Annotated in this window: 23 protein-coding genes; 7 read left to right on the top strand and 16 right to left on the bottom strand. The window is 69.5% G+C overall.

What is annotated here, in order from left to right:
- Positions 1-34 precede the first annotated feature (34 nt).
- Complete coding sequence (locus GA0116996_RS24890; RefSeq protein ID WP_092316946.1) at positions 35-868, top strand: IclR family transcriptional regulator; 834 nt, start codon at positions 35-37, stop codon at positions 866-868.
- Here GA0116996_RS24890 and GA0116996_RS24885 read toward each other — a convergent pair.
- The 11 genes from GA0116996_RS24885 to phnG all read right to left on the bottom strand — a co-directional run bounded on the left by GA0116996_RS24885 (position 852) and on the right by phnG (position 12761).
- Positions 852-2627, bottom strand: a complete 1776-nt coding sequence (locus GA0116996_RS24885; RefSeq protein ID WP_244159984.1) for an enterochelin esterase domain-containing protein — start codon at positions 2625-2627, stop codon at positions 852-854. The two genes, GA0116996_RS24890 and GA0116996_RS24885, sit on opposite strands and share 17 nt — an antisense overlap.
- On the bottom strand, positions 2627-5089 hold the full coding sequence (locus GA0116996_RS24880) for a TonB-dependent receptor (protein WP_092316943.1): 2463 nt from the start codon (positions 5087-5089) through the stop codon (positions 2627-2629). Before GA0116996_RS24880 ends, GA0116996_RS24885 begins: the two co-directional genes overlap by 1 nt.
- A gap of 133 nt (positions 5090-5222) precedes the next feature.
- Positions 5223-6194 (bottom strand): FecR domain-containing protein, encoded by a 972-nt coding sequence (locus GA0116996_RS24875; RefSeq protein WP_092316940.1) that lies wholly within the window; start codon positions 6192-6194, stop codon positions 5223-5225.
- 10 nt (positions 6195-6204) lie between these two features.
- Positions 6205-6717 carry a sigma-70 family RNA polymerase sigma factor gene (locus GA0116996_RS24870; RefSeq protein WP_092316937.1) on the bottom strand — a complete coding sequence of 171 codons (513 nt, stop codon included), beginning with the start codon at positions 6715-6717 and terminating at the stop codon, positions 6205-6207.
- A gap of 99 nt (positions 6718-6816) precedes the next feature.
- A complete protein-coding gene (locus GA0116996_RS24865) occupies positions 6817-8034 on the bottom strand; it encodes an alpha-D-ribose 1-methylphosphonate 5-triphosphate diphosphatase (protein WP_092316934.1) in 1218 nt (405 codons plus the stop codon).
- A gap of 27 nt (positions 8035-8061) precedes the next feature.
- Positions 8062-8787, bottom strand: coding sequence for a phosphonate C-P lyase system protein PhnL (gene phnL, locus GA0116996_RS24860; protein WP_092316931.1), 726 nt, complete (start codon positions 8785-8787; stop codon positions 8062-8064).
- A 5-nt stretch (positions 8788-8792) separates the two neighbouring features.
- On the bottom strand, positions 8793-9569 hold the full coding sequence (gene phnK, locus GA0116996_RS24855) for a phosphonate C-P lyase system protein PhnK (protein WP_092316928.1): 777 nt from the start codon (positions 9567-9569) through the stop codon (positions 8793-8795).
- Positions 9566-10468, bottom strand: a complete 903-nt coding sequence (locus tag GA0116996_RS24850) for an alpha-D-ribose 1-methylphosphonate 5-phosphate C-P-lyase PhnJ (protein ID WP_092316926.1) — start codon at positions 10466-10468, stop codon at positions 9566-9568. Before GA0116996_RS24850 ends, phnK begins: the two co-directional genes overlap by 4 nt.
- A complete protein-coding gene (locus tag GA0116996_RS24845) occupies positions 10465-11628 on the bottom strand; it encodes a carbon-phosphorus lyase complex subunit (protein ID WP_092316923.1) in 1164 nt (387 codons plus the stop codon). Before GA0116996_RS24845 ends, GA0116996_RS24850 begins: the two co-directional genes overlap by 4 nt.
- 1 nt (position 11629) lies before the next feature.
- Complete coding sequence (gene phnH, locus GA0116996_RS24840; protein ID WP_092316920.1) at positions 11630-12247, bottom strand: phosphonate C-P lyase system protein PhnH; 618 nt, start codon at positions 12245-12247, stop codon at positions 11630-11632.
- A 1-nt stretch (position 12248) separates the two neighbouring features.
- Positions 12249-12761, bottom strand: coding sequence for a phosphonate C-P lyase system protein PhnG (gene phnG, locus GA0116996_RS24835; protein WP_092316917.1), 513 nt, complete (start codon positions 12759-12761; stop codon positions 12249-12251).
- Between the two features lie 178 nt (positions 12762-12939).
- Here phnG and phnF point away from each other — a divergent pair, with 178 nt between their 5' ends.
- From phnF to phnN, 3 genes are all read left to right on the top strand, one after another.
- Positions 12940-13674: a phosphonate metabolism transcriptional regulator PhnF gene (gene phnF, locus GA0116996_RS24830; RefSeq protein WP_092316914.1), complete on the top strand. Its 735-nt coding sequence runs from the start codon at positions 12940-12942 to the stop codon at positions 13672-13674.
- 126 nt (positions 13675-13800) lie between these two features.
- Complete coding sequence (locus tag GA0116996_RS24825; protein WP_092316911.1) at positions 13801-14526, top strand: DUF1045 domain-containing protein; 726 nt, start codon at positions 13801-13803, stop codon at positions 14524-14526.
- Positions 14523-15125 (top strand): phosphonate metabolism protein/1,5-bisphosphokinase (PRPP-forming) PhnN, encoded by a 603-nt coding sequence (phnN, locus tag GA0116996_RS24820; RefSeq protein WP_092316908.1) that lies wholly within the window; start codon positions 14523-14525, stop codon positions 15123-15125. The genes GA0116996_RS24825 and phnN overlap by 4 nt, the downstream gene beginning before the upstream one ends.
- Before the next feature lie 2 nt (positions 15126-15127).
- Here phnN and GA0116996_RS24815 read toward each other — a convergent pair whose 3' ends face one another.
- The 4 genes from GA0116996_RS24815 to phnC form a co-directional block, all read right to left on the bottom strand.
- The gene (locus tag GA0116996_RS24815) at positions 15128-15589 is read right to left on the bottom strand and encodes a GNAT family N-acetyltransferase (RefSeq protein WP_092316905.1); all 462 of its coding nucleotides are present in this window, start codon (positions 15587-15589) and stop codon (positions 15128-15130) included.
- A gap of 5 nt (positions 15590-15594) precedes the next feature.
- Positions 15595-16407 (bottom strand): phosphonate ABC transporter, permease protein PhnE, encoded by an 813-nt coding sequence (gene phnE, locus GA0116996_RS24810; protein ID WP_092316902.1) that lies wholly within the window; start codon positions 16405-16407, stop codon positions 15595-15597.
- A gap of 106 nt (positions 16408-16513) precedes the next feature.
- Entirely contained in the window at positions 16514-17515 is a 1002-nt protein-coding gene (phnD, locus tag GA0116996_RS24805; RefSeq protein WP_092316899.1) for a phosphonate ABC transporter substrate-binding protein, read from the bottom strand.
- 51 nt (positions 17516-17566) lie between these two features.
- Positions 17567-18421, bottom strand: a complete 855-nt coding sequence (gene phnC, locus GA0116996_RS24800) for a phosphonate ABC transporter ATP-binding protein (protein WP_092316897.1) — start codon at positions 18419-18421, stop codon at positions 17567-17569.
- Between the two features lie 195 nt (positions 18422-18616).
- On the opposite strand from phnC, the gene ampC reads away from it, so the two are divergent.
- The 3 genes from ampC to GA0116996_RS24780 all read left to right on the top strand — a co-directional run bounded on the left by ampC (position 18617) and on the right by GA0116996_RS24780 (position 22358).
- Positions 18617-19804: a class C beta-lactamase gene (gene ampC / locus GA0116996_RS24795; protein ID WP_092316894.1), complete on the top strand. Its 1188-nt coding sequence runs from the start codon at positions 18617-18619 to the stop codon at positions 19802-19804.
- Between the two features lie 677 nt (positions 19805-20481).
- Complete coding sequence (gene copM, locus GA0116996_RS24785; protein ID WP_092316891.1) at positions 20482-20919, top strand: CopM family metallochaperone; 438 nt, start codon at positions 20482-20484, stop codon at positions 20917-20919.
- Between the two features lie 50 nt (positions 20920-20969).
- On the top strand, positions 20970-22358 hold the full coding sequence (locus GA0116996_RS24780) for a YncE family protein (protein WP_092317151.1): 1389 nt from the start codon (positions 20970-20972) through the stop codon (positions 22356-22358).
- Positions 22359-22402: 44 nt separating this feature from the next.
- Here GA0116996_RS24780 and GA0116996_RS24775 read toward each other — a convergent pair whose 3' ends face one another.
- Positions 22403-24403 (bottom strand): hypothetical protein, encoded by a 2001-nt coding sequence (locus GA0116996_RS24775; protein ID WP_244159982.1) that lies wholly within the window; start codon positions 24401-24403, stop codon positions 22403-22405.
- Between the last annotated feature and the right edge of the window lie 135 nt (positions 24404-24538).

Below are 24538 nucleotides of genomic sequence, written 5' to 3'. Positions count from 1 at the left end.
AGACCCGTACCCCGTCGCGCAGCTCCGTTCCGCCATGCCCCGATCCAAAGCTCCTGAACCCATCCTTGAAGCCACCCCGGCCCGCGCCCGCGAACGGCGCCAGCGCGTGCAGTCGGCCGTCACCGGCATGGCCGTATTGAAGGGCCTGGCGCGCCTGGGCGGGCGTGCCAGCCTGACCGCGCTGGCCGCGCATATCGACGAAAGCCCGGCCAAGGTCCACCGCTACCTGGTCAGCCTGGTGGAAGAAGACCTGGTGGCGCAGGAGCCGGGCACGCAGCAGTACCACCTTGGCTTCGAGGCCCTGCAGATCGGCATGGCGGCGATGCGCCAGGCCGACCCGATCCGGCTGGCCGAGGCGTCGCTGGTGCGCCTGCGCGAGACTCTGGAGGTGACCTGCTTCATCGCGGTGATGGGCAACAAGGGGCCGACCATCATGCGCTTCGAGGAGCCGGGCCTGCCGGTGACGGTGAACGTGCGCGCGGGCTCGGTGATGCCGCTGCTGTGGTCGGCCACCGGGCGCGTGTTCCTGGGCCTGCTCGATGAAAAAGGGGTCCTGGCGCAGGCCAGGGAAGAGCTTGCGGCCGCCAGCCCGGCGCGGCTGGCGCAGCTCGATGGCAGCGACCCCATCGGCGCGTTGCGCCGCGCGGTGCAGGCCGATGACTGCGCCTGGGTGCGCGACACCAACCTGACCGGCATCAGCGCGGTGGCGGCGCCGGTGCGCGACTACACCGGGCGGGTGTGCGCGGTGCTGACCGCGCTGGGCGCCACCGGCGGCTTCGACCCCGCCATCGACGGACCCATCGGCAGCGCCGTGCGGCGCGAGGCGCGCGCGGTCAGCACGGCGCTGGGGTTCAACCCCGCGGCGTGACGCCGGGCGCCGGACGCTTGTCTGCATCCGGGATTGCCGCAGAGGTACCCGCGCGCAACGCCGGGCAGGCGCTTGCCACCTCCGCGTCGACGCGTTCCGGCCGGCCCAGCAGCGCGATCAGGCCGCACGCCAGCGTGCCGCGCCACTGCAGGTAGTCGTGCCCGCTGGCATGCTCGGCATGCGCCACCGGATAGCCCTTGGCGGCCAGCACGTCGCGCATGTGCCGCGTGGTGGTCAGGATGTTGACGGCACCGCGGCCGTCCTCGAAACGCCCGGCTTCCAGGTAGAAGCGCAGCGGCAGCCGCGGGCTGGCGGCGTATTCCCGGATCAGCCATTGCGGCTGGCGCGGCGGCTGGTCGGGCGCGCCGCCGGGTCCCCACCAGAATGAGCCGGACTGGCTCAGCACCAGCCCGAAACGCTCCGGATGGCGCAGCCCCGCGTACGCCGCCGCCAGCCCGCCGTAGCTGGAACCGGCGACCACGGTGCGCTCCGCCGGTGCCGACAGCCCGAGGGTGGCGGCCCAGGGCATCAGCTCGTTGGCGAGGAAGTCGGCGAAGGCCGGGTTGGGCGGCAGTTGCGCGGCCCGCGCCGCGGCGCTCGGATTGGCCACGATCAGCGCGGCGACGGGCGGCAGCAGGCCCGCGTCGATCAGGTTGTCGAGCAGGGTGGGGGTGGGCACCAGCGACAGGTAGGCGTGGGCGTCGAACAGCACCAGCGTGGCCGTGGGCCGGGCGCGGGCCGGGCGGTAGACGTAGATGTCGCGCGCCTCGCCGAGGATGCGGCTGTCGATGCGGTAGGGCGTGACCGTGCCGGCGGGCACTCCCGCGCGCGGCGCCAGCCACGGCTGTGGCGGGGCGGCCGGCAGTTCCAGCACGGACTTGAGCTGGAACGGATCCGCGCCCTGGTCCGGGAACGTGCGCGGATTGAGCGGATCGCGCTGCACCGTGGCCAGGATGGCGCGCCGGCGCTGCGGGGCCGGCTGGTCGAGCACGGGCACGTCCGGCGCCAGCTGGTAGCTCATGCGGGTGGTTGCCGGCACGCGGTAGCTGCGGTACCAGACGTCGCTGTCGGCCAGGCGCAGCAGCGCATCATGGTCGCCGGCGGGACTGCCGAGCAGGCGCACGTTGTCGCGCGCGCCGCGCCACAGGAAAGTCACGCGCACCATCGCTTCCTGCCCGCTGCCGGTTGCGGGCAGGGACTCCACCAGGGGCGTGCCGCGCCGGGCCATGTCCTGCCAGAACGCCTCAGTGTTGCCACCGTTGGCGAGGGTCTGCGCCAGCTCGCGCAGGGCGAGGCTGTCGGGCAGGTCAGCGGGCGCGTGCTGGGCGGCCCGCGGCACGATCTCGTCGATGCGCAGCACGTAAGGCGCGCCGGGAAAGGGCCGTCCGCCGACCGCGCCGGGCACGTCGGCGTGGTCGCCGCTGACGGTGAGCCGGTACGCGCCGCTGCCGGGGGCCACGAACAGGAAGCTGCGCGACAGCGTGGTCGGCCCCAGCAGCCGGCGCACCGGCTTGCCGCCGGCATCGGCAAGGTCGAGCGTTGCCGCCGGTCCGTCGAGCAGTCCCCGCACCACGTCGCCTGCCTGCAGGGACAGCGTGTAGTGCAGCGGTGCGCCGGGTTGCCAGACGCCGTGCGCAGGCTGGCCCACGGCCAGGGCGGGAGCGGATGCGGCAGCCGGCGTGGCGATGGCGGCAAGCGACAGCATCAGGGACGCCGACAGCCAGGCGGCGCGGCGCAGGATCAGGACAGGGAAGCGCATCAGAAATCCACCGAGGTTGTGAACTTGAACAGGCGCGGCGCGTTCTGCGTGACGTAGCCGTCGTTGAACGAGCCCGCCCAGTAGCTCTGGTTGAAGAGGTTCTCGACGCTGGCGTAGAAGCCCACGCGCTTGCCCTGGATTTTGGTCACGTAGCGGGCACCGATGTCGTAGCGGGTCCAGCTGTCGATCTTCTGCGTGTTGGCGGTGTTGACGTACTGCGAGCCGGTGTAGGTCACGCGGCCGCTGACGGTCAGCCCCGGAACCCAGGGCAGGTCCCACTCCGCCCCCAGGTTGCCGGACCAGGTGGGACTGCCGAACGCGGTGTTGCCGTCATAGGCGCCGTTGGCCGTTCGCGTCAGCACCGCACGGGTATAGGCGATGCCGCCCAGCACGCGCACGCCGCGGCCGGCTTCGCCGTAGACGTTCCACTCCACGCCGCGATGCCGGCGCTCGCCGTCCGGGCCGTAGGTATTGGTGGCGCCATCCTTGATCAGCGTCGGACGCGTGATCTGGAACACGCTGAGGGTCTGCGTCAGTCGCCCGCTGTCCCACTTCACGCCCAGCTCGCCCTGGCGGGTCTTGTAGGGCGCGAACACCTGCTGGTAGTTGCGCGCGGTCACGTCGGTCACGGTATCGCCCTGGCTCAGCCCTTCGACGTAGTTGCCGTAGAGCGCCAGCTGCGGCCCCCACGGCTTGAGCACCAGGCCCACCGAGGGCGTGACGGCGCTTTCGTCGTAGTCCGCGGTGCGCGCGCCGGTGGTCGCGCTGAAGCTCTGCGCCTGCACGCGCTGGTGGCGCAGGCCCAGGGTCAGCTGCACCTTGTCGTCGGCAAAGGCGAGCGTGTCGGCCAGCGCCAGGCTGGTCAGCGTGGTGTCGGCGGTCCTGGGCACGTTGCCGGGGGATGCCGCCAGGATCGGCGTGACCGGGGCGTAGATGTTGGACAGGAACGACCGGCTGGCCACGTTGACCGTGCCGCTGCGCAGGCCCAGGTAGGTGTAGCCCAGCACCAGGCGGTGCTCTACCGGTCCGGCACGCACGGTGCCGCGCACGCCGGCCTCGGCCGAGACGGTATCGGTGTAGCCCTTCTGGTTGTAGGTGATGCCGGTGTAGTCTCCGTTGGGCCGGACATTGTTGGCGCGCGTGCCGTTGATAAAACCGCTGTACTTGTAGTGCAGCGTGCCCAGGCCCGCGTACGCGGTCCAGTCGCGCGCGAGGTCGACCTCGCCGCGCGCGACCACGGCGTTGTTGTCGAGCCGGCCATGCGTGCCTGGCAGGATATTGGTGCCGGCCTTGGGCGGAGCCGGCACGGTGCTGGCGAACGAGGCCATCCAAGCGCTGCCGTTGCGCACTTCCTCTTCACTGGCGTAGGCGTCGAGCGAGGCCCGCACGCGCTCGCCGGCATAGTCCAATGCCACCGCGCCCAGTGCGCGGCGCCTGGCTTGCCCGTCGATGCCGGTGCGGCCATTGCCATAGGCGCCGTTCACGCGCACGCCGAAGGCATTGTCCGGGCCGAAGCGGCGGCCGATATCGACGCTGGCGCCGGCATGGCCCTCGGACAGATAGTTGGCCGACAGCCGCGTCAGCGGCGTATCCGCGGCGCGCTTGGGCACCAGGTTGATGACGCCGCCGACCGCGCCGCTGGGTGCCATGCCGGTCAGCATGGCGGTGGGGCCGCGCAGCAGTTCGACGCGCTCGACGAATTCCGTGGGCGCATGCCCGTACGGCGCCAGCCCGTACATGCCGTTCAGGGCCAGGTCGCTGGACGAGATATCGAAGCCGCGCACGGTGTAGTTCTCGTACAGGTGTCCGGCCGAGGTGGTAAAGCGCACCGTGGGGTCGTTGGCCAGCACGTCGCCGATGGTGCGGGCCTGCTGGTCCTCGATGGCCTGCGCGGTATAGGCCGCGCTGCTGTAGGGCGAGTCCATGGCATCGGCATTGCCCAGCAGCCCCAGCCGCGCCCCGCGCGCCACCTGTCCGCCCGCGTAGGCCGGCGTCAGCGCTTCGGCGTCGTGGCGGGCGGCGGTCACGGTCACCGCGGGCAGGGTGGCGCCGCCGGCTTCCGGGGCAGCGGCGCGCATGGCTTTGACGGCAAAGCCGTTGGGCACGCGCACCGCGTGCAGGCCGGTGTTGCGCAGCAGGGCGGCCAGTGCGTCCTCGGGCGCGTAGCGGCCCTGCAGCCCCTCGGTGCGCCGGTCCGCCAGGTCGGCGGCGTCGTAAGACACCAGCACGCCGGATTCCAGGCCGAAGCGCGTCAGCGCCGGCTGCAGCGCGCCGGCCGGGATCGTGTAGCTGCGTGCCGCGGCCGCCGGTGCCGGCACCGGTTCCGCGGCAAAGGCAGCGAGCGGGGCCGCGGCGGCCGACAGGGCCAGCGCCTGGCCCACGGCCAGCACGCTGCGGCGGATGCGCAGCGCAGGGTGCCGGCGCGTGCCGGCGGGCGGGGATGGCAGATGAAGCTTGCCCATGAAACAGTCCTTTCAGATTGCGGCCGGAAATCAGCCTTTCCTCTGTCAGGCCACTTGAAACAGGCAAACCCCTCAGTTCAGCGCAACAAAAATTTCTATTGGCGATGCCGGCTGATAGATGTCCGGCCTGGACTCACGCCCTGCGCCGCACGCTGACCCAGTAGCGCGTCCAGCGCTCGACGCTCACCGGCAGCAGGTGGGGCAGGGCATCGAGCACGCGGTCGGTGTCGTCCAGCGGGAAGATGCCCGACACGCGCAGGTCCGCCGCATCGCCGCTGCAGCCCAGCCGGCCATGGCGGTAGCGCGCCAGTTGCGCCAGGAACCGGTCCAGGCGCATGTCGTGCACGGCCAGCATGCCCTGGGTCCAGGCGGTATCGGCAACGTCGCCGGCCTCGGGCGGATCGATCCGCGCGCGGCTGAAGCGGGTGCGCTCGCCGGCCTGCAGCACGCGCGGCGCCGCGGCCGGATCGGCCGGGCGAATTTCGACGGCGCCCGCCTGCACCGCGACGGCGGTCGCATCGTCGTGCATCTGCACGGTGAAGCGGGTGCCCAGCGCGCGCAACGTTCCCTGCGCGGTGCCGATGCGGAAAGGCCTGGCCAGCACGTCCGTCCCGGTTGCCACGGCGATGGCGCCGCGCAGCAGCGTGACCCGGCGCTCGGCAGCGCCGTAGTGCACGGCGATGGCACTGTCGGTATCCAGGTCGATCTCCGTGCCGTCCTGCAGCGTCACGCGCCGGCGCTCGCCGATGCCGGTGGCATGGTCGGCCCGCCATGCCAGCAGCGTACCGCCGCGCTGCCATTGCCAGGAGCCGGCGGCAACCGCGGTGGCGGCCATCAGCGCGATGGCACGGCGCCGGCCGCGCCGCGGCGGCGGGCTTGCCAGCGCTGCCCGCGCCACGCCGCGCGGCATCGAAGCCAGGGCGGCGCTGCAGTCGTGCAGGTGTTGCCAGGCGCGCTCATGGTCGGGATGCTCGGCACGCCAGCGGGCGCAGCCGGCGCGGCTGGCCGGCGAGGCCTCGGGCGACTGCAGCGTTAGCCACCACTGCGTGGCGCGCAGCGTGATGGCGGCATCGATCGGCGGGTAGGGTGCACCGGGTAACGACATGCGGCGCGGCTCAGGCGGAAAAACAGCACTGGTGCAGCGCCTTGACGATATAGCGCTGCACCGTGGCCACCGACACGCTCAGTTCGCCGGCGATGGCCGCTTGCGGCATGCCGTCGAGCTGGAACAGCAGGAAGGCGCGGCGCACCGCCGCGGGCAGGGTGTTCAGGCGCCGGTCGAGCTCGGCCAGGGTCTCGAGCAGCAGCGCACGCGTTTCCGGGTCCGGGGCCTCGGCTTCGGGCAGCGCCGCCAGTGCCTGCTGGTAGGCGGCCTCCAGCGCCTGGCGGCGGTGGAAATTCGCCACCAGCCCGCGCGCCACCGTGGCCAGGAAAGCGCGCGGCTCACGCGCGGCGATCGGCGCTTCGCGCGCCAGCAGCCGCACGAAGGTGTCGTGCGCCAGGTCGGCCGCGTGCCCCGCTTGCCCCGCGCTCGCCAGGCGCCGGCGCAGCCAGCCGTGGAGCCAGCCGTGATGGTCTAGGTACAGCGTGCGGACTTCATCGTTGAGCGTAGGCTCGGCGGCGGGCATGGCGCGGAAAACTCGGGCACGGACAAACAGCCTCGCATTGTATGCTCAAATGATAATGATTCGCAATACGAGGCAAGCTCGATGGCCGCACCCGGTCGGTCATGCCACCTCGCGCAGCACCGTCCGGCGCGGCACGGCTGCATCGCCAGCGGGCCGCAGCGACGGATAACCCGCCGCAAACACCAGCCGCCCGCGCGACCACGTGTGCGTGACCATCGGCTGGCCCGCCACCTCGGACACCGCAATCACGTCGGCGCGCAGGCCCGGCGCCAGGCGACCGCGGTCGGCCAGCTGGCAGGCATCGGCGGGGTGGGCGGTGACCAGCGCCAGCGCCTGGTTCAGCGGCAGCCCGGCCTGGCGACCGGCGGCATACGCGGCGGCGATCAGGGTGGAGGGCTGGTAGTCCGAGCACAGGATGGTGCCGGCGCCGGCCCGGATCGCGTCGATGGCGCGCATCGATCCGCTCTGGCTCTTGCCGCGCAGCACGTTGGGCGCGCCCAGGATGGTCGGCAGCGCACGGGCGCAGGCGGCCTGCGCGGTCTCCAGGTTGATCGGGAACTCGCTCATGCGCACGCCCAGCGCGTGCATGGCGGCGATGCGCTGCGGCGAATCGTCGTCGTGGCTGGCGGTGGGAATGCCCAGCGCGTGCGCCGCGGCCACCAGCCGGTCGATGCGCTCATGCGCGCCCTCCAGCGCGGCGGCCTTCTGGCGCGCGGCATCGGCGGCGGCGTCGCGGCTCATGCCGTGGTTGCCCATCATGTAGGCCAGGTAGGCGTCCATGGTCTTGAACTGGCCCTGGCCGGGCGAGTGGTCCATCACTGAGAGCAGGTCGACCACGCCTTCGGCCATCAGCGCTTCCAGCACCGGCACGGCACCGGCGTCGGTGACCTCGTAGCGGCAATGGATGCGGTTGTCGACCAGGCTGTGCTGCCGGTAGGCGGCGATCGTGCGCACCACGGTGGCTGCGGTGTCGACGTTGCGCACGCCGAACTGGTTGCCGGCGAACGAAAGCGCGTGATAAGGGGTGGTGATGCCGGCCGCGGCGTTGCGGCGGTCGACCTGCGCCACCGCGAAGTCCAGCGGGAACAGCACGCTGGCGCGCGGCTCCACCTCTTTCTCGATGGCGTCGCAATGCACGTCCACCAGGCCGGGCATCACGGTGTGGCCATGCAGTTCGACCACGGCGGCATGCGCGGGCACGGCCGCGGGTGCCGGCTCGATCGCCACGATGCGGCCATCCTCGATCAGCAGCGCGCTGTCATGCAGCACGCGGTCCGGCAGCACCAGGGTGGCGTGGGTCAGGTAGGTCGCAGGCATGTCTGGCTCCGTTCTGGGCGGTTCGGTTCAGGCGAGGGCGGTAGCGGGGTGCAGCGGCAGCAGGCGCGTGGCCACCGCATCGCGCACGGCTTCGTCGTGGAAAATGCCGATCAGCGCGCGGCCCTCGGCCAGCGCTTCGCGGATCAGCGCGACCACCACGGCGCGGTTTTCAGGGTCCAGCGAGGCGGTGGGCTCGTCCAGCAGCAGGACGGGATGGCCGCCGATCAGTCCGCGCGCGATATTGACGCGCTGTTGCTCGCCGCCCGAAAAGGTGGCGGGCGGCAGGTCCCACAGCCGGCGCGGCAGGTTCAGCCGCGCCAGCAGTTCAGCCGCGCGGGCGCGCGCCTCGCCCTCGCCGGCGCCGCGCTGGCGCAGCGGATCGGCCACCACGTCGAGCGCGCCCACGCGCGGGATGGCGCGCAGGAACTGGCTGACATAGCCGATCACGTCGCGGCGCAGCTGCAGCACGCGCTGCTCGCTGGCGTGGCCCAGCTCGACCCACGGCGCGCCGTCGGCGCTGGTATCGCGCAGCCGGATGCTGCCTTCGGTGGCAAGGTAATTGCCGTACAGGCAGCGCAGCAGCGTGCTCTTGCCGGTGCCGGACGGCCCGGACAGGACCAGGCATTCGCCGCGCGCGGCATCGAAATCGATCGCGCGCAAGACCGGCAGGCGGATGCCGCCCTGGTTGTGCAGCGTAAACATCTTGCCGAGGCCGCGCACCTCGACCAGCTTCTGTGGTTGTTCTGCGTGCATCGTGCTCAGCCCTGCAGGATGGAAGAAACCAGCAACTGCGTGTATGGATGCTGGGGATCGTCGAGGATCTGGTCGGTCAGGCCCTGCTCGACCACGCGCCCGCCCTGCATTACCAGGGTGCGGTGCGCCAGCAGCCTGGCGACGGCCAGGTCGTGCGTGACCAGCACCGCGGCCAGGTCCAGGTCCGCTACCAGGCGGCGCAGCAGATCCAGCAGGCGGGCCTGCACCGACACATCGAGCGACGCCGTGGGCTCGTCCATGAACACCAGGCGCGGGTGCGTGACCAGGTTGCGCGCAATCTGCAGCCGCTGCTGCATGCCGCCGGAAAAGGTGCCGGGCACGTCGTCCAGCCGCGCCAGGTCGATCTCCATCTTCTCCAGCCAGCTGCCGGCGAGTTCGCGCAGGTTGCCGTAGTGGCGCTCGCCCACGGCCATCAGCCGTTCGGCGATATTGGCGCCGGCGCTGACCTGCATGCGCAGGCCGTCGCGCGCGTGCTGGCGCACGAAGCCCCAGTCGGTGCGCGCCAGCAGCCGCAGGCGCGCGCTGGACAAGGTGGCGAGGTCGGTCACGCCGGACTCGCGCATGGCGTAGCTGACCGTGCCGCGCTGCGCCGGCGCCTGCATCGACAGTGCCTGCAGCAGCGTGCTCTTACCCGAGCCCGATTCGCCCACCACGCACAGCACTTCGCCTGGATAGAGGTCGAAGCTGACGTCATGGCAGCCGTGCAGGCCGTCCCAGGTGCGCGTCAGGTTGCGCACCGACAGCAGCGGGGCGGCGCTCATTGCGCACCTCCGGCAGCGCTCTCGACGGCTTGCGCGGCCTGGCGGCCGGCGCAGTACTCGGTATCCGAGCACACGAACCGGCGCGTGCCGGCGTCGTCGGTGATGATCTCGTCCAGGTAGCTGTCGGTGGCGCCGCACTGCGCGCAGCAGTTGGACCATGACTCCACCGTGAACGGATGGTCGGCAAAGTCCAGGCTCTTGACGGCGGTGTATGGCGGCACCGCATAGACGCGCTTTTCCCGGCCCGCGCCGAACAGCATCAGCGCCGGGCTGCGGTCCAGCTTGGGGTTGTCGAACTTGGGGATCGGCGAAGGCCGCATCATGTAGCGCTGGTTGACGATCACGGGGTAGTCGTAGGTGGTGGCGATGTGGCCGTGGCGGGCGATGTCCTCGTACAGCTTGACGTGCATCGCGCCGTATTCCGCCAGCGCGTGCATGGTGCGGGTCTCGCCCTCGCTCGGCTCCAGCCAGCGCAGCGGCTCGGGAATCGGCACCTGGAACACCACCGTCTGCCCCGCGCGCAGCGGGGTCTCCGGGATCCGGTGGCGGGTCTGGATAATGCTGGCCTCGGTGGTGCGCTCGGTGGTCGGCACGCCGGTGACGCGGGCGAAGAAGCGCCGGATATTGATGGCGTTGGTGGTGTCGTCCGAGCCCTGGTCGATCACCTTGAGCACATCGTCCTTGCCGATGATCGCGGCGGTCACCTGGATGCCGCCGGTGCCCCATCCGTACGGCAGGGGCATCTCGCGGCTGCCGAACGGGACCTGGTAGCCCGGGATCGCCACCGCCTTGAGCAAGGCGCGGCGCAGCATGCGCTTGGTCGATTCGTCGAGATAGCCGAAGTTGTAGTGCTCGTCGCGGGCGATGCCCGCGGCCAGGGTGGTGTCGGCGGCGCTCATGCCAGCGTCTCCTCTTGCGGCTGTGGCTGTGGCTGGGGTTGCGGCTGCGGAGGTGGCGCCGCGGTCGCAGGCATGGCGCTATCCGGCGCATGGGCGGCGCCTTCGGCGCGCAGCCGGCGCAGCAGCTCCAGGTTGGCCTGGAAGTCCACGTAGTGCGGCAGCTTCAGGTGCTGCACGAAGCCCGAGGCCTCGACGTTGTCGCTGTGGTAGAGCATGAATTCGATGTCGTTGGCCGGCGCGTCGGCGGCCTCGCCGAGCGCTTCGGCGCGCATGGCGCGGTCGGCCAGTGCCATCGACATCGCCTTGCGCTCGTTGTAGCCGAACACCAGGCCATAGCCGCGCGTAAAGCGCGGCGCCTCGTCGGCATTGCCGGCAAACTGGCTCACCATCTGGCATTCGGTCAGCTCGATCTCGCCGATGGTGACGGCAAAGCCAAGCTCTTCGACGAACAGCTCGACCTCGGCCGTGCCGTAGCGGATCTCGGCCGCGAACGGGTGCGAATTGCCGTAGCCGCGCTGGGTCGAGTAGCCCATCGACAGCAGGAAGCCCTCGTCGGCACGCGCCAGGTTCTGCAGGCGCGCGGCGCGGCCGGCGGGGAAGGTCAGCGGCTCGCGCGTCAGGTCGGGCGGCGCGGGGTCGCCAGCGGGAATCTCGTCGGCCTCGACCAGTTCGTCCGCTTCCAGCAGGCTGGTCACGCGCGGCATGGTGTCGGACAGCGGTTCCAGCTCAGGGGGCAGCGGCTGGGGCGCGCGGCCGGCGTCGAGCGAGAAGTCCAGCAGCCGCTGGGTGTAGTCGTAGGTGGGCCCCAGCACCTGGCCGCCGGGCACGTCCTTGAAGGTCGACGAGATCCGGCGCTGCAGGCGCATCGCGCCGGTATCGAGCGGCTGCGTATAGCCGAAGCGCGCCAGCGTGGTGCGGTACGCGCGCAGCAGGAAGATCGCCTCGATCTGGTCGCCGGCGGCCTGCTTGAGCGCCAGCGCCGCCAGGTGCGGGTCGTACAGCGAGCCCTCGGCCATCACGCGCGCCACCGCCAGCGGCATCTGCTCGCGGATCTGTGCCAGCGTGAGTTCCGGCACCGCGGTGTCGCCGCGGCGATAGGCGTCGAGCATCCGGTAGGAATTGAGGATGGCGCGTTCGCCTCCTTTGACGGCTACGTACATGTCAGTCCTCCACGATGGTGGTGCGCGTCAGCGCGCAGAACCGGTCGCCGCTGCACAGCAGCAGGTCCACGCCGAGCGGTAAGCCGGCGTTGTTGGCGCGCCAGGCCGCGCGAAAGTCCGCGGGCAGGCCGGTAACGCGCAGCACTTGGGTGTGCTCGATGCCGGGACCGCGCAGCGTCAGGGTGTCGCCGTCGGCGAGCGAGGCCACTTCCATCAGCACCGTGGCCGAGCGGTCAGGGAAGGCCGGGTCGCCCTGCGCGCAGTCCGTGAGCGCCGGCATGGCATGGCCGGCCGGCACGCAGACGAAGGCGGCGGCGCCGGGATCATCCGTCAGCCGGCAGCCGCAGTGAAAGCGCAGGAAGGCACGCGCCGCGGCCGGCACGGCGGCGGGCAGCCAGACCGGCGTATCGGCATCGGCCAGCGTCAGCAGCAGCGCGGCCAGCGCCGGCGACATACCCTCGGGCAAGCCGCTGCGGGCCGGCAGCGCCTGCAGCTGGCCCGGGTGGGCAAACGCCTGCAGCGCGGCGCGGAACACCTGCTGGGCATCGTCGACCGGATCGTCGAAGCCGGGCAGCAGCGCGGCGGCCGGCGTGGATAGCATCGTTTGGGTGGTGTCCATCTCAGTCTTCTCCGCGGACCATGGTGAAGAACTCGACGCGCGTCTGCGCGGCCGTGGCCGCGGCGTGCGCGACGCGGCGGGCGTGGGCCTCGGCCAGCGGCGCGAGCACCAGGTCCTGCACGCGCTGGTGCCAGGCCGGACGCTGCAGCAGCGCGTCCAGCACCGCGGCCTGCTCGGCATGGCGCTCGCTGCGGCCCTGGACATAGGCGATGCCCGCGGCAGCAGCTCCGGCAACATCGGCGCCGTCAGCCTCGAGCACGACCGCGCAGCGCGTCACCGTGATTTCCCCAAGATTGAACTGGGCCCCGGTGCCGCCGGCACGGCCCCGCACCATGGCCATGCCGGCCTCGGGCTTGCGCAGCAGCCGGTAGGGGGGCAGGGCCTGCGCTTGCGCAAGCCGTTGGTAGGCGCCGTCGAGCGCTTCGTCTGGCGCGGTCGCCAGGATCCGCAGCCAGGCGGCGCGGGCAGCATGGGCTGCGGGCGCCTCGGGCCGCGCGGTTTCGCTTTGCATCATCACCCCTATACGTCTATACGTTTAGATGTCGTTGCTGGAACACGCAGCTACTAGACCACAGCCAAATGAACGTTTCATGACGGGGCAGGGGATTGCTCGGGCACGCTGCCAGCGCGGCATGACTCAGGCACAATCGCACGACATGGGTTAACGCTTGATGACAAGAGGACAGCGCAAGATGTCTGATCGAGAAGTGGAACGGGGTTCGGGCGTCGCGGTGTGGCGCCAGATTGGCGAGGCGCTGGCGGACGACATCCGCAAGAAGCTGTACCTGCCGGGCGAGCAATTGCCGCCGGAGCCGGAGCTCGCCAACCGCTTCGCCGTGAACCGCCACACCATCCGCCGCGCCATGGGCGAGCTGGAACTGAGCGGGCTGGTGCGCATCGAGCAGGGCCGCGGCACCTTCGTGCAGGAGCACGCGATCGACTACGCCATCGGGCGCCGCACGCGCTTCTCGCAGAACCTGGCGGCGCAGGGCGTGCGCGGCCATACCGAAGTGGTCGCCAGCCAGGTGGTGCGCGCGCCGGACGTGGCCAGGCAGCTGGGGCTGGCACGCACCGCCGAGCTGCTCCATGCGCAGATGATCGGCAAGGCCGAGGACCGCACCATCGACGTGGCCGAGCACTACTTCGACCTCAAGCGCTTTCCCGGCATCGACGAGGTGCTGCGCGCCAGGCAATCCGTATCGCGCGCGCTGGCGCACTACGGCATTGCCGATTACACGCGCAAGTGGTCGCGCATTACCGCGACGATGCCGAGCGCGCCGGTGGCGCGGATGCTGAACCAGCCCAAGACGCGCCCGGTGCTGCAGGTCGAGGCGCTGAACGTCGATATCGACGGCAACCCGGTGCAGTACAGCGTGGTGCGCTTCGCCGGCGACTGGGTGCAGCTGACGGTGTCCGACCGTGACTGAGGCGGCCGCGCGGGATTGGTCTAGACATCCGGCTGTCATCTGCCTGCGCTACTGTCTGCGGTCAACCCCACCAAACCGGGGCAGCCTGCGCCTGCGCGCGCGTGATGCCGCTGGTAACCTTGCCGCATGACTCAAGCCGCGTACCGCTACGCCATCTACCTGTCGCCATCCGGCCCGCTAGGCACCTTCGGCAAACATTGGCTGGGGCGCGACGCCGACACCGGCGCCACGCTGCCTCCGCCCGGCGACATGCCCCCCGCGCCGGCGGATTGGATCAAGGCGTCGGCCCACTACGGCCTGCATGCCACCCTGAAGCCGCCGTTCAGGCTTGCCGATGGCGCCAGTGGGGCGATGGTCGATGCCGCCGCGCGGGCTCTTGCGCGCCGGCAAACGCCGTTCGATGCAGCGCTGGCGCTGCGCGCGCTGCGGGGTTTTATCGCGTGGACGCTCGCGGATGGCGGCTCGCCGCCGATGCAGGCGCTGGCCGATGCCTGCGTGCAGGCTTTCGACCCCTTGCGCGCGCCGCCTTCGGCACAAGACCTGGCCAGGCGCGCGCCGGACCAGTTGAGCAATGAAGAGCGCCGCATGCTCGACGCGTGGGGCTATCCGTATGTGTTCGGCACCTTCGTGTTCCATATCACCCTGACTGGCATGCTCGACGTCGCCAGCCAGCGCGCCGCGATCGCGCAACTGGAAGCAGCCAGCGGCAAGCTGCTGCAATCGCCGTTGCATGTGGACCGCATCAGCGTCTTCGTGCAGCCCGCCGCGGGCGAGGATTTTGTCGTCGCCCGCCATTACGGCTTCGACGGCAGCACCGCGGACGGCGCCGGCGCGGCGTACCTGAGCACATGAGCGCCGCGACCGTGGCCGACGGAGACGGCCTGTTTTACCTGATGGGACCGTCCGGCAGCGGCAAGGACTCGCTGCTGCGCGCGCTGCGCGAGCGCCTGGGCGCCGATCACCGCATCGTCATCGCGCATCGCTACATCACCCGCGCCGCCGACGCCAACGAGGCCTCGGTGGCGCTGACGCCCGAGGAATTCCACCGCCGCCGGGCGCTGGGCTGCCTGGCGCTGGACTGGCACAGCCACGGCCTGCACTACGGCATCGGCATCGAGATCGAGCAGTGGCTGGCGCGCGGCCTGACGGTGATCGTCAACGGCTCGCGCGAGTACCTGCCCCAGGCGGTGGCACGCTACCCCAGGCTGTGCGCGGTGCACGTACGGGTGCAGCCCGAGGTGCTGGCCGCGCGGCTGCGCCAGCGCGGACGCGAAGCGGAAGACGCGATTGCCAGGCGGCTGGCCCGCGCACGGCAGGCGTTCGCCGTGCCGGCGGGATGCCGGCTGGTCGAGATCGACAACAGCGGCGGGCTGGAGAGCGCGGTGGCGGCGCTGGCGCAACTGGTGGGTGCGGCGCCGGGCGCCTCACCTGCAGCGGCACGCCAGGCCTGAGTTCAGAGCTCGATGCTGAAGCTGATGCCGTGCTCGGTAAAGCCGAGCCGGCGATAGAACTGGTGGGCGCGCAGGCGTCGCGCATTGGATGACAGCGCCAGCTTGGCCGCACCGGCCTCGCGCGCCAGGCGCATCGCCTCGCGCATCATGGCCTTGCCGATGCCCATGCCGCGCGCGGCCGGCGCCACCACCACCGCTTCGACAATCGCCTCGGGGCGCCCGTCGTGGACCATCACCGGGAACACCAGCAGGCTGAAGGTGCCCAGTGGCACCTCATCGGCGCCCACCATCATGTAGCAGCGGTAGTCCGGGTAGCGTCGCATGGTCGCATAGCGCTCGCGCATGGTGGCGAGCGGCAGCGGCGCCTCGCCGTCCATCGCGGCCAGCAGCGCGGACAGGTGCAGCAGCTCCGCGTCGGAGCCGCGCACTTCGCGCAGCGCCAGCGAAACTTCGGCGGTCGGCATGGTGTTCAGACCAGCACCTTGCGGATCTGGGCCGACAAGATGTCGATGGCCGAGACGAACACGATGATGATGATCATCACGGCACAGGTCTGCCCGTACTGGAAGCTGCGGATGATTTCCCACAGCACGGTGCCGATGCCGCCGGCGCCGACGATGCCCACCACCGACGCCGAGCGCACGTTGGATTCGAAGCGGTACAGCGCGAACGACAGCCACAGCGGCAGCACCTGCGGAATCACGCCGTAGACGATCTCCGCGACCGGGCCGGCGCCGGTGGCGCGCACGCCTTCGACCGGGCGCGGGTCGATGGCTTCGACGGCTTCGGCAAACAGCTTGGCCAGCACGCCGGTGGTATGGATCCAGATCGCCAGCACGCCGGCGAACGGGCCCAGTCCGACGGCGACGATGAACAGCATGGCGAACACCATTTCATTGATGGCGCGGCACGCGTCCATGACGCGGCGCGCGGGCTGGTAGACCCAGGCTGGCACGATGTTGGCCGAGCACAGCAGCCCCAGCGGCACCGCCATCACCACGGCCAGTGCCGTGCCCCATAGCGCGATCTGCACGGTGACCAGCATCTCGTCCAGGTAATGGCGCCAGTCGCGGAAACCGGGCGGGAAGAAATCCGCCGCGAACCTGGCCATGTTGTCGGAATCGCGCAGCAGGTCGAGCGGGCGCATGTCGGCGCCTTGCCACGAGAGGGCCAGCATGGCCAGCAGCACTGCCCAGGTCAGCGGCACGGCAAGGGATGTGCGCGGCGGGCGCACATGGCTTTGGGGCGAGGGAGGCAGGCCAGGCGTGGCGGTGACTGTCATGGAACGGTCCGGATGCAACGGGGAATGGGAATGCGGGGCGAGGCGGGCGGCGACGGACCGCCGGCCTCGGTGAGACAGGATGAACAGTGTGGCAGTGGCGATCGGATTACTGCGTGCTGCTGGCGCTGCCGGCGGCCTTGTCCAGCTCAGCCAGGCGGCGGGTCACGTCGGACAGGCGCTTTTCCTTGTCGGCGGCGGCCAGCGTGGTATCCGATTCGATCTTGGCCTTTTCGCGCGCCAGCTCGATCTGGCGGATCGGCACCAGCTGCGCATCGTTCGAGGCGCGGAAGCCCTGGTAAGTCAGGCCCGCCAGCACCTGCTTCTCGCGCGCCGCGTCGGTGCCCTTGCCGTAGCTGACGAAGAAGGTCTGGATCTTCTTCTTCAGTTCGGGCGCCAGGTCCTTGCGGTAAACCATCGGGTCGGCCGGGATCAGCGGCGACTTCCACAGCACGCGCACCTGGTCATAGGCGTTCTTGCCCGTGTTGATGCGGTAGCGCTCCATGTTCTCGGTGTTGTTGACGGCCACGTCGACCTGCTTGTTCAGCACCGACAGCAGGTTGGTCTCATGGTTGCCGATGCGCACGGCCTTGAACAGCGTCTTCGGCTCGACCTTGTTGGCGTTCCACAGGTAGAAGCCCGGCACCGCCGTACCCGAGGTGGAGTTCGGGTCGCCGGCGCCATAGGTCAGGTCCTTGCCGCGCTTGATCACGTCCTCGACGCTCTTCAGGTCGCTGTCCTTGTTGACCACCAGCACCGACCAGTAGCCCGGGTTGCCGTCCTTGTCGATCACCGACGCAAATACTTCGCCGCTGGCACGGTCCACCGCCTCCATGGCCGACTTGTTGCCGAACCAGGCGATCTGCACCTTGTTGAAGCGCATGCCTTCGATGATGCCGGCATAGTCGGAGGCGAAGAACGGCTTGACGGGCACGCCCAGGGTCTTGCTCAGGTCGTCGATCAGCGGCTGCCACGCGGTCTTCAGGTTCGACGACGATTCGGTCGAGATAAAGCCGATGCTCAGGCTCCTGGCCTCCTGGGCAAAGGCGGGCAGGGCGGGCAGGGCAACCGCGGCCGAGGCCGCGACGGCGATGAAGGTTCTGCGAAGCATGGGCAACTCCGGTGGAATGCGGTTTGGGGTGAATGGGTCTGCGGCAACCGCTCAGGCGGCGGCCAGGTTCATCGTGACCAGCGCCGGCGCCGGCATGGGCGCGGTGGCGTCGTCGTCTTCAGGCACGGCATCGCGCAGCAGTTCGTCGGCTTCGGTGCCGTAGAGGTCGCGCAGCATGGCCGGCGTCAGCGCCGCCGACGGGCCGTCATAGACCACCTTGCCGTGGCGCAGCGCGACCACCCGCGGGCAGTAGCGCATGGCCACGTCCACCTGGTGCAGCGACACCACCACCGCCACCTTGCGGGTGCGGTTGATCTGCCTGAGCAGCGACATCACGCGGCGCGACGATTCCGGGTCGAGCGAGGCGATCGGCTCGTCGGCCAGGATCACGCTGGCGTTCTGCACCAGCGTGCGCGCAATCGCGGCGCGCTGCTGCTGGCCGCCCGACAGCGTCGAAGCCCGCTGAAAGGCATAGTCGTCTATACCAACTTGCGCAAGGGCATCGAGCCCGCTGCGGATTTCATCGGCCTTGAACACGCGCAGCAGGCCGCGCCACTTCGGTACGCGCGACAGCATGCCGACCAGCACATTGGTGATCACCGGCAGGCGGCCCACCAGGTTGAACTGCTGGAACACGAAACCGATCTCGCGCCGCACCTGGCGTACGTTGCCCGCCAGCCGGCCGTTGCGCTGCACGTGGCGGCCGTTGACCAGGATCTCGCCGGCGCCGGCGTCGCCGGTGACGAAGCCGGCCACGTGGCGCAGCAGCGTAGACTTGCCGGATCCGGATGCGCCCAGCAGGGCGACCATCTCGCCCGGTGCGACCTGCAGCGTGACATCGTCAAGCGCCTTGCGGTCCGCACGGAACGATTTGCTCAGCCCGCGGACTTCAATTGCGTGCGTCATGTCGACTCCCCTGACTTGAATGACCTGCGCATTCTGGCGGGGGTGGATGACAGAACGATGACTGGCGGACCGATCGGGAGCGGTCATCGGACACCGATTTCCCCGGGGCCAGGCCAGGGACCCGGTAAAGTCTCGTTTATTTCGCTGCGCCGGCTACGCTGATTTTCCGGCACACCACGGTCTCGACGATCTGATATGAACAAAATTCTTCAAAGGGCAATGCAGGGCATTGCCGCCGCTGCGGCGCTGCTTTGCGGCGCCAGTGCCCATGCCGGCGTCGATGCCGGTGCGCTCAAGCGCGTCGTCGATGCTGCGGTCCAGCCGGTGATGCAGGCGCACGACGTGCCGGGCATGGCCGTGGCCGTTACGGTTGGCGGCAAGCAGTACGACTTCCACTACGGCGTGGCCGACAAATCCGATGGCCGCAAGGTCGACGCCGACACGCTGTTCGAGATCGGCTCGGTCAGCAAGACCTTCACCGCGACGCTGGCCGCTTATGCGCAGGCCCGCGGCGACCTGTCGCTGGCCGACAATGCGGCGAAGTACCTGCCGGAACTCGCCGGCAGCAGCGTGGGCGCGACCAGCCTGCTGCACCTGGGCACCTATGCGGCCGGCGGGCTGCCGCTGCAGTTTCCGGCGGCCGTCACCGATACCGGCAAGATGGTCGACTATTTCCGCAACTGGCGCCCCCGCTACGCCCCGGGGACCTACCGGCAATATTCGAATCCCAGCATCGGCCTGTTCGGCTTCCTGGCCGCGCGCAGCATGGGGCAGCCGTTCGACGTACTGATGGAGAAGACCCTGTTCCCCGCGCTGGGGCTGCGCAGCACCTACATCACGGTGCCGAAAGCGCGCATGGGTGACTATGCCTATGGCTACGCCAGGGACGGCAAGCCGACCCGCGTGACGCCCGGCGTGCTGGATGCCGAGGCCTACGGTGTGAAGACCACGTCGGCCGACATGATGCGCTTCGTCAGGGCCAACATCGACAGCACCGGGCTCGACGAGACCCTGCGGCGCGCGCTGGCGGCGACCCGCACCGGCTACTTCCAGGTCGGCGACATGGTGCAGGGGCTGGCCTGGGAAATGTACGCCTGGCCGGCGCAGCGCGACAGCGTGCTGGCCGGCAGTTCGCAGCAGGTGGTGTTCGAGGCCAACCCGGTGGCGCGGCTGGAGCCGCCGCAGGCCGCGCGCAGCGGCATGCTGGTCAACAAGACCGGATCTACCAATGGCTTTGGCGCCTATGTCGCCTACGTGCCATCGCAACGCATCGGCATCGTGATGCTGGCGAACAAGAACTACCCGGTCGCGGAGCGGGTGAAGGCGGCGTTCCAGGTGCTGACATACCTGGAGGGCCAGGCCGCGGGGGAGCGGAAGCCATGACAGGGTCTTGCCAGTAGCGGCCCAGGCTCCGCGACGCCAAAAATTTGGTTCATCGCCGAATTCCGTGGATGATGCAGGTACGCAAGAATTGATGCGGCCGACTTCGTGGGGGCGCCGGCCCTCACCCCCGCCCCTCTCCCGCAAGCGGGAGAGGGGAGCAAGCCAGCGGGAGAAATATGCCTTTTGGGCTCTTCCGCGACAACGGGTACGAGCGCAGCGACGCACTCCGTGCCCGAGCCCGCGACCTGAGATTGGGGGCGCGCGCAGCGCAGCCGTAGGCGTCCCACCAATAACGTCGTCAGCAGGCTGCCACCGACCTAAAGTCGGGTTCGTCCATCCGCCCTCGAACGCCAGGCACCTCCAGGTAGCGTCAGCAGAGTCGAACCACCGCACACCTGACCGCAAGTCACCACCACTGGAGCGACCAACGCCGCCTTAGCCAGCCGCTTAGGCGACGCGCTTTTCTGCTTACTCTTTTGTCGCTCGGACAAAAGAGTAAGTCGCCGGCTACGCCGGCGAAACAGCCACGCCCGCCAAACACGACAAACAAATCAAACTCCGAACCCTGACCAAGATTTTTTTCGTCCGTGACGGAATAGTCCCGGCGTCCCGCGTGTATACGCAGGTAACCATCCCGGCCCAGGCACACGCCAGGCCGGGCCAACCGGAGACCCGCGATGCAACGGAGTTCCTCACGCCATGGTGCCGCCACCGCGGCACGCGCCCTGGCGGCGCTGTGCCTGTCGGCCGCCAGCTTTGCCGTGCCGGCCGAGAATGCCCACCAGCACCCTGCCCACGCGGCGGCACCGCCGCCCTTTGTGGCCAGCACCGCAAAGCCCTACGCGGGCCTGATCGATGACGCCATGGGCGTGATGCACCACGGCATGACCCAGGCGCCGACCAATGGCGTGCCGGACCATGACTTCGTGGCCATGATGATCCCCCACCACCAGGGCGCCATCGACATGGCCAAGGCGTTGCTGCTGTACGGCAAGGATCCGGCGCTGCGCAACCTGGCCCAGGCCATCATTACCGAGCAGCAGAACGAGATACGGCTGATGCAGGCGTGGTTGCAGCGCCACCAGGCGCAGCCGCCCCAGGCCACGCCGCGCTGACCAGGCCAATCCCGCCACCCGAGCCAACCGCATCCAGTTCCATGACCGCCATGAAGAAGAAAACACTTGTCGCCCTGGCCATCTCGCTCGGCGCGCCGCTGGCGGGCGCCGCCCCGCAACCCCAGGACCGCGTGTACACCGCGGACCAGAACAGCAACACCGTGTCGGTGATCGACCCCGCCGGCAACCGGTTGCTGGGCCAGATCCGGCTGGGCAATGCACGGCCCGACGTGCTGTCGCCGCTGTACAAGGGCGAACTCAACGTACACGGCCTGGGTTTTTCCCCTGACCACCGGACGCTGATCGCCATCTCCAATGGCTCCAACTCGGTCGCGTTCATCGATACCGCCACCAACCGGGTCAAGGGCATCGCGTATATCGGCCGCTCTCCGCATGAGGGCTTCTTTACCGCCGACGGCAAGGAGGTATGGGTGGTGGTGCGCGGCGAGGACTACATCTCGGTCATCGATCCCGCCACGTTCCGTGAAACCCGCCGCATCCCGACCACGGCGGGGCCGGGCATGGTGCTGTTCCATCCGGCGGGCAAGCTTGCGTTCGTCGTGTCCAGCTTCAATCCGGTGGTCGACGTGATCGACGTCAGGGCCCGCAAGGTGGTGAAGCGGCTGGACGTGGCCAGCCCGTTCTCGCCGTTCCTGCAATTCACGCCGGACTTCAAGGAGGTCTGGATGACGCACAAGGACGTGGGCAAGGTCACGTGCATCGACACCGACAAGCTGACCGTCAAGGGCGTGTTCGACACCGGCTTCATCACCAACCACGTGGCCTTTGCCCGCACCGCCCGCGGCACGCTCGCCTACGTGACGGTGGGCGGCGAGAACGTGGTAAAGGTGTTCACCACCGACGCCACGCCCACGCTGGCCGGGACCATCCCGGTCGGCGCGCTGCCGCATGGCATCTGGGCCGCCGATGACGGCTCGCGGATCTATGTCGGCCTCGAGAACGGCGACGCGGTGGATGTGATCGACACCGCCTCCAACCGCGTCGCGGCGCGCGTGCCGGTGGGCCAGGCGCCACAGGCGCTGGTCTATGTCAGTAATGCGGTGCCCGCCGGAGCCGGCACCGACAACCTTGTGCCGCGGGCAAACAGCGAACCGGTCAACGTCGCGCTCAGGCCGCCCCGCGGCGAGGCCAAGGGTTTCGTGGTGGCGCGTAACCTGGGCGTGGTCGACGCGCTGGAAGTTTCGCTGTTCAAGCTGAAGCCGCAAACCAGCTACAGCGTCTATGTGGGCGCGCAGAAGGCGCCGGTGGCCAGCTTCAGGACCAACCCGGCCGGCATGGCCAATGGCACTGCCATCGGTCCGCTGCGCGAGGTGGTATCGACGCTGTCGCCACAGGCGCCGTCACCGGTGCAACTGATGGTGATGGAGGGCAACGCGCCGCCGGACCCGGCCGCGGCGGTGCTGCTCAGCGCGCCGTAACGGCAGGCGGCACTGCGCCGCCTGCCGGCAGCCGGGCAGGGCGCTCAGGGAACATTGCTCTGGGTGAAATCGAACGGCTTGCCGGGCACGTCATAGGCGCCGCCAAACTCGAACGGCGCATTGCCCGACTTGCCGACGCCCATTTGCAGCGGCGTATTGCCGCCTTGCAATGAGATCGGCGCGTAGCGGTAGTTCATCACCTGCCTGCCGGTGTAGTCCGTAATGGTGATCACGCTGGTCAGCAAGGGGTTCTGCTGCGTCTCGTCCACCGCGATGGGATCGACGATGCGCGAGTCCTGCAGCGTCTTTTCCACGGTCAGGCCGACCATGTCGACCAGCTGGATCTTCTGCGCGCCGCGCGAGACCACCCACAGCCGGGTGTTGGAATTGCCCAGCCCCACGTTGACATGGTGCTTCATGCTGGTGGGATTCTTGCCGACCTGCACGCTCAGCATCTCCTCGATCAGCCTCGGGTCCGGATTGCGGCCGGACTGCAGCCCCGCCACGGAGAACGCGCGGATCTTGCCTTCCTCTGTCGCTACCCAGGCGCGGCCGGGAACCGGCAGGATCGAGATCCTGACCGCCGTGGGCTTTTGCGGCAGGCGGACCGACTTGACGATGGTCGGCGCGTAGTTGTCGACGGCAAACACCGGCGGCCACTGTGCATCGCCAAGGCCGGTGTTGGCCAGCGTCGATTGCAGCGCAGCATGGCTGCCTTCGAAGTAGGCCCGGTTGACCTTGTCGAACAGCGGCTTCAGGTCCAGGAAAATCACCTTCTTCTCGGACTTCGAGATCACCGCGGCCACGCCCGCGCGTGACACCAGCTTGCCGTTGATGCCGGCACGCGTGAAGCTCCTCTGGTTCACGCTGCTGGTGGCGGGGTTTACCTCGGTCATGGTCAGGCTGGCGCCGCGGCGGCCGACCGGGTCGATCAGCCAGCCCTGCGTGCTGTTGTCCTGCATCACGGCAAAATCCGTCACGGCCGATACCTCCGTGGGCGCCACCATCCCGGGCAGGTCGACAAAGCCCAGCAGCTTGATAAAGACAAAGTTGGATATGTTGCGCAGGCCGGGGTAAAGGCCTGGCCACGAGCCTGCGCTGGGGTCATAGGGCCCGCCCACCTTGCTGCCATCGGCCAGGCTGCCCAGCGCCAGCACGGCCAGCTGGCCCTTGAAGCTCACGGTATCCCATACCGTGACCAGCGCGAACTCCGAATTGGTCGTGATCGCAATCGCCGTGGGCACCTTGCCCGCAGGCAATTTCACCGCGGCGGAGTGCGAGGCGGTATTGCTGCCGACCGAGGCAATCAGGCCGTTCTGGAAAGCGATCAGGGCCTGGGCGCAATCGTGCTCGCTGCAGCGCCCCATGGCGATCGGGCGCCGGGGCAATACGCCGCCATTGGCCGCAACATGATTGTTCAGCTGGGGGTCGGTCGCGACATGCCCGTAAACCCACGGCAGTTGCGGCTTTTCGGCAATCGTCCCGGCACTCAGGGCCAGCGTCAGCAGCGAGGTGACCCCAGGGTCCGACGCCGCATCGGCGCGATAAATGACATCCCCCATATTGCTGCCGTAATCATTGCGCGCGCAATCCAGCTGGCCCAGCTGATAGATGACCTTCAGGTTGTAATCCGGCTCCGCCTTCGGGAATTCCTTCTGGTAGCAGGGATTGGCGTGCGGATAGAAGGTCTTGTCGTCCGGCTGCCAGTGGGTCGGCGCCGTCGCCACCGGCCTGGTATTGGCCGCGCCATAACGATAGGCGATGGCCTCGTCGCTGCTGTAATCGGACGCAATGGCCACGTAGGCTTCCCGCACCAGCTTGCCTTCGGCGTCCAGGATATCGTCGAACCACGGCCGCGGCGGTGCTGCCGGGACTGGCGGTGCGGGCGGCGCCTGTTCGGTGGGCACCTGCGCGGGCACCGGCCTGGTCGCCGCCGCCACCGATGCGGTGCCCGTCGGCACCGGCGCCGTGGCGCGGCGGTCGGCTTCCCGTTCGCAGCCGGCCATCGCCAGCACGACGGCGCAGGCAGCCAACGTCAGGTTCATGGCCCGGCGCGTGGCAGTGTCGGGCGATGGCAAGCGTTTTCCAGGCATGAGTCTCTATGCGGCGCAACGGAAAATCGTGGGGCGCAAACATCCGCCCGGTGGACTTTGGCAGCTTTCCGGCCGCGGCTTAGTACG

The organism is Cupriavidus alkaliphilus (assembly GCF_900094595.1).
Lineage (GTDB): Bacteria > Pseudomonadota > Gammaproteobacteria > Burkholderiales > Burkholderiaceae > Cupriavidus > Cupriavidus alkaliphilus.
This window is presented reverse-complemented; position numbering and strand designations above follow the sequence as displayed.

Coding starts and splice junctions, on each gene's coding strand:
- GA0116996_RS24780 (WP_092317151.1), top strand. CDS start 20,970: ATGAAGAAGAAAACACTTGTCGCCCTGGCCATCTCGCTCGGCGCGCCG.
- GA0116996_RS24870 (WP_092316937.1), bottom strand. CDS start 6,717: ATGCCCGCCGCCGAGCCTACGCTCAACGATGAAGTCCGCACGCTGTAC.
- GA0116996_RS24885 (WP_244159984.1), bottom strand. CDS start 2,627: ATGCGCTTCCCTGTCCTGATCCTGCGCCGCGCCGCCTGGCTGTCGGCG.
- copM (WP_092316891.1), top strand. CDS start 20,482: ATGCAACGGAGTTCCTCACGCCATGGTGCCGCCACCGCGGCACGCGCC.
- ampC (WP_092316894.1), top strand. CDS start 18,617: ATGAACAAAATTCTTCAAAGGGCAATGCAGGGCATTGCCGCCGCTGCG.
- GA0116996_RS24845 (WP_092316923.1), bottom strand. CDS start 11,628: ATGTACGTAGCCGTCAAAGGAGGCGAACGCGCCATCCTCAATTCCTAC.
- GA0116996_RS24850 (WP_092316926.1), bottom strand. CDS start 10,468: ATGAGCGCCGCCGACACCACCCTGGCCGCGGGCATCGCCCGCGACGAG.
- GA0116996_RS24825 (WP_092316911.1), top strand. CDS start 13,801: ATGACTCAAGCCGCGTACCGCTACGCCATCTACCTGTCGCCATCCGGC.
- phnK (WP_092316928.1), bottom strand. CDS start 9,569: ATGAGCGCCGCCCCGCTGCTGTCGGTGCGCAACCTGACGCGCACCTGG.
- phnN (WP_092316908.1), top strand. CDS start 14,523: ATGAGCGCCGCGACCGTGGCCGACGGAGACGGCCTGTTTTACCTGATG.
- phnC (WP_092316897.1), bottom strand. CDS start 18,421: ATGACGCACGCAATTGAAGTCCGCGGGCTGAGCAAATCGTTCCGTGCG.
- GA0116996_RS24815 (WP_092316905.1), bottom strand. CDS start 15,589: ATGCCGACCGCCGAAGTTTCGCTGGCGCTGCGCGAAGTGCGCGGCTCC.
- phnH (WP_092316920.1), bottom strand. CDS start 12,247: ATGGACACCACCCAAACGATGCTATCCACGCCGGCCGCCGCGCTGCTG.
- phnG (WP_092316917.1), bottom strand. CDS start 12,761: ATGATGCAAAGCGAAACCGCGCGGCCCGAGGCGCCCGCAGCCCATGCT.
- phnE (WP_092316902.1), bottom strand. CDS start 16,407: ATGACAGTCACCGCCACGCCTGGCCTGCCTCCCTCGCCCCAAAGCCAT.
- GA0116996_RS24880 (WP_092316943.1), bottom strand. CDS start 5,089: ATGGGCAAGCTTCATCTGCCATCCCCGCCCGCCGGCACGCGCCGGCAC.
- phnD (WP_092316899.1), bottom strand. CDS start 17,515: ATGCTTCGCAGAACCTTCATCGCCGTCGCGGCCTCGGCCGCGGTTGCC.
- GA0116996_RS24775 (WP_244159982.1), bottom strand. CDS start 24,403: ATGAACCTGACGTTGGCTGCCTGCGCCGTCGTGCTGGCGATGGCCGGC.
- GA0116996_RS24890 (WP_092316946.1), top strand. CDS start 35: ATGCCCCGATCCAAAGCTCCTGAACCCATCCTTGAAGCCACCCCGGCC.
- GA0116996_RS24875 (WP_092316940.1), bottom strand. CDS start 6,194: ATGTCGTTACCCGGTGCACCCTACCCGCCGATCGATGCCGCCATCACG.
- GA0116996_RS24865 (WP_092316934.1), bottom strand. CDS start 8,034: ATGCCTGCGACCTACCTGACCCACGCCACCCTGGTGCTGCCGGACCGC.
- phnL (WP_092316931.1), bottom strand. CDS start 8,787: ATGCACGCAGAACAACCACAGAAGCTGGTCGAGGTGCGCGGCCTCGGC.
- phnF (WP_092316914.1), top strand. CDS start 12,940: ATGTCTGATCGAGAAGTGGAACGGGGTTCGGGCGTCGCGGTGTGGCGC.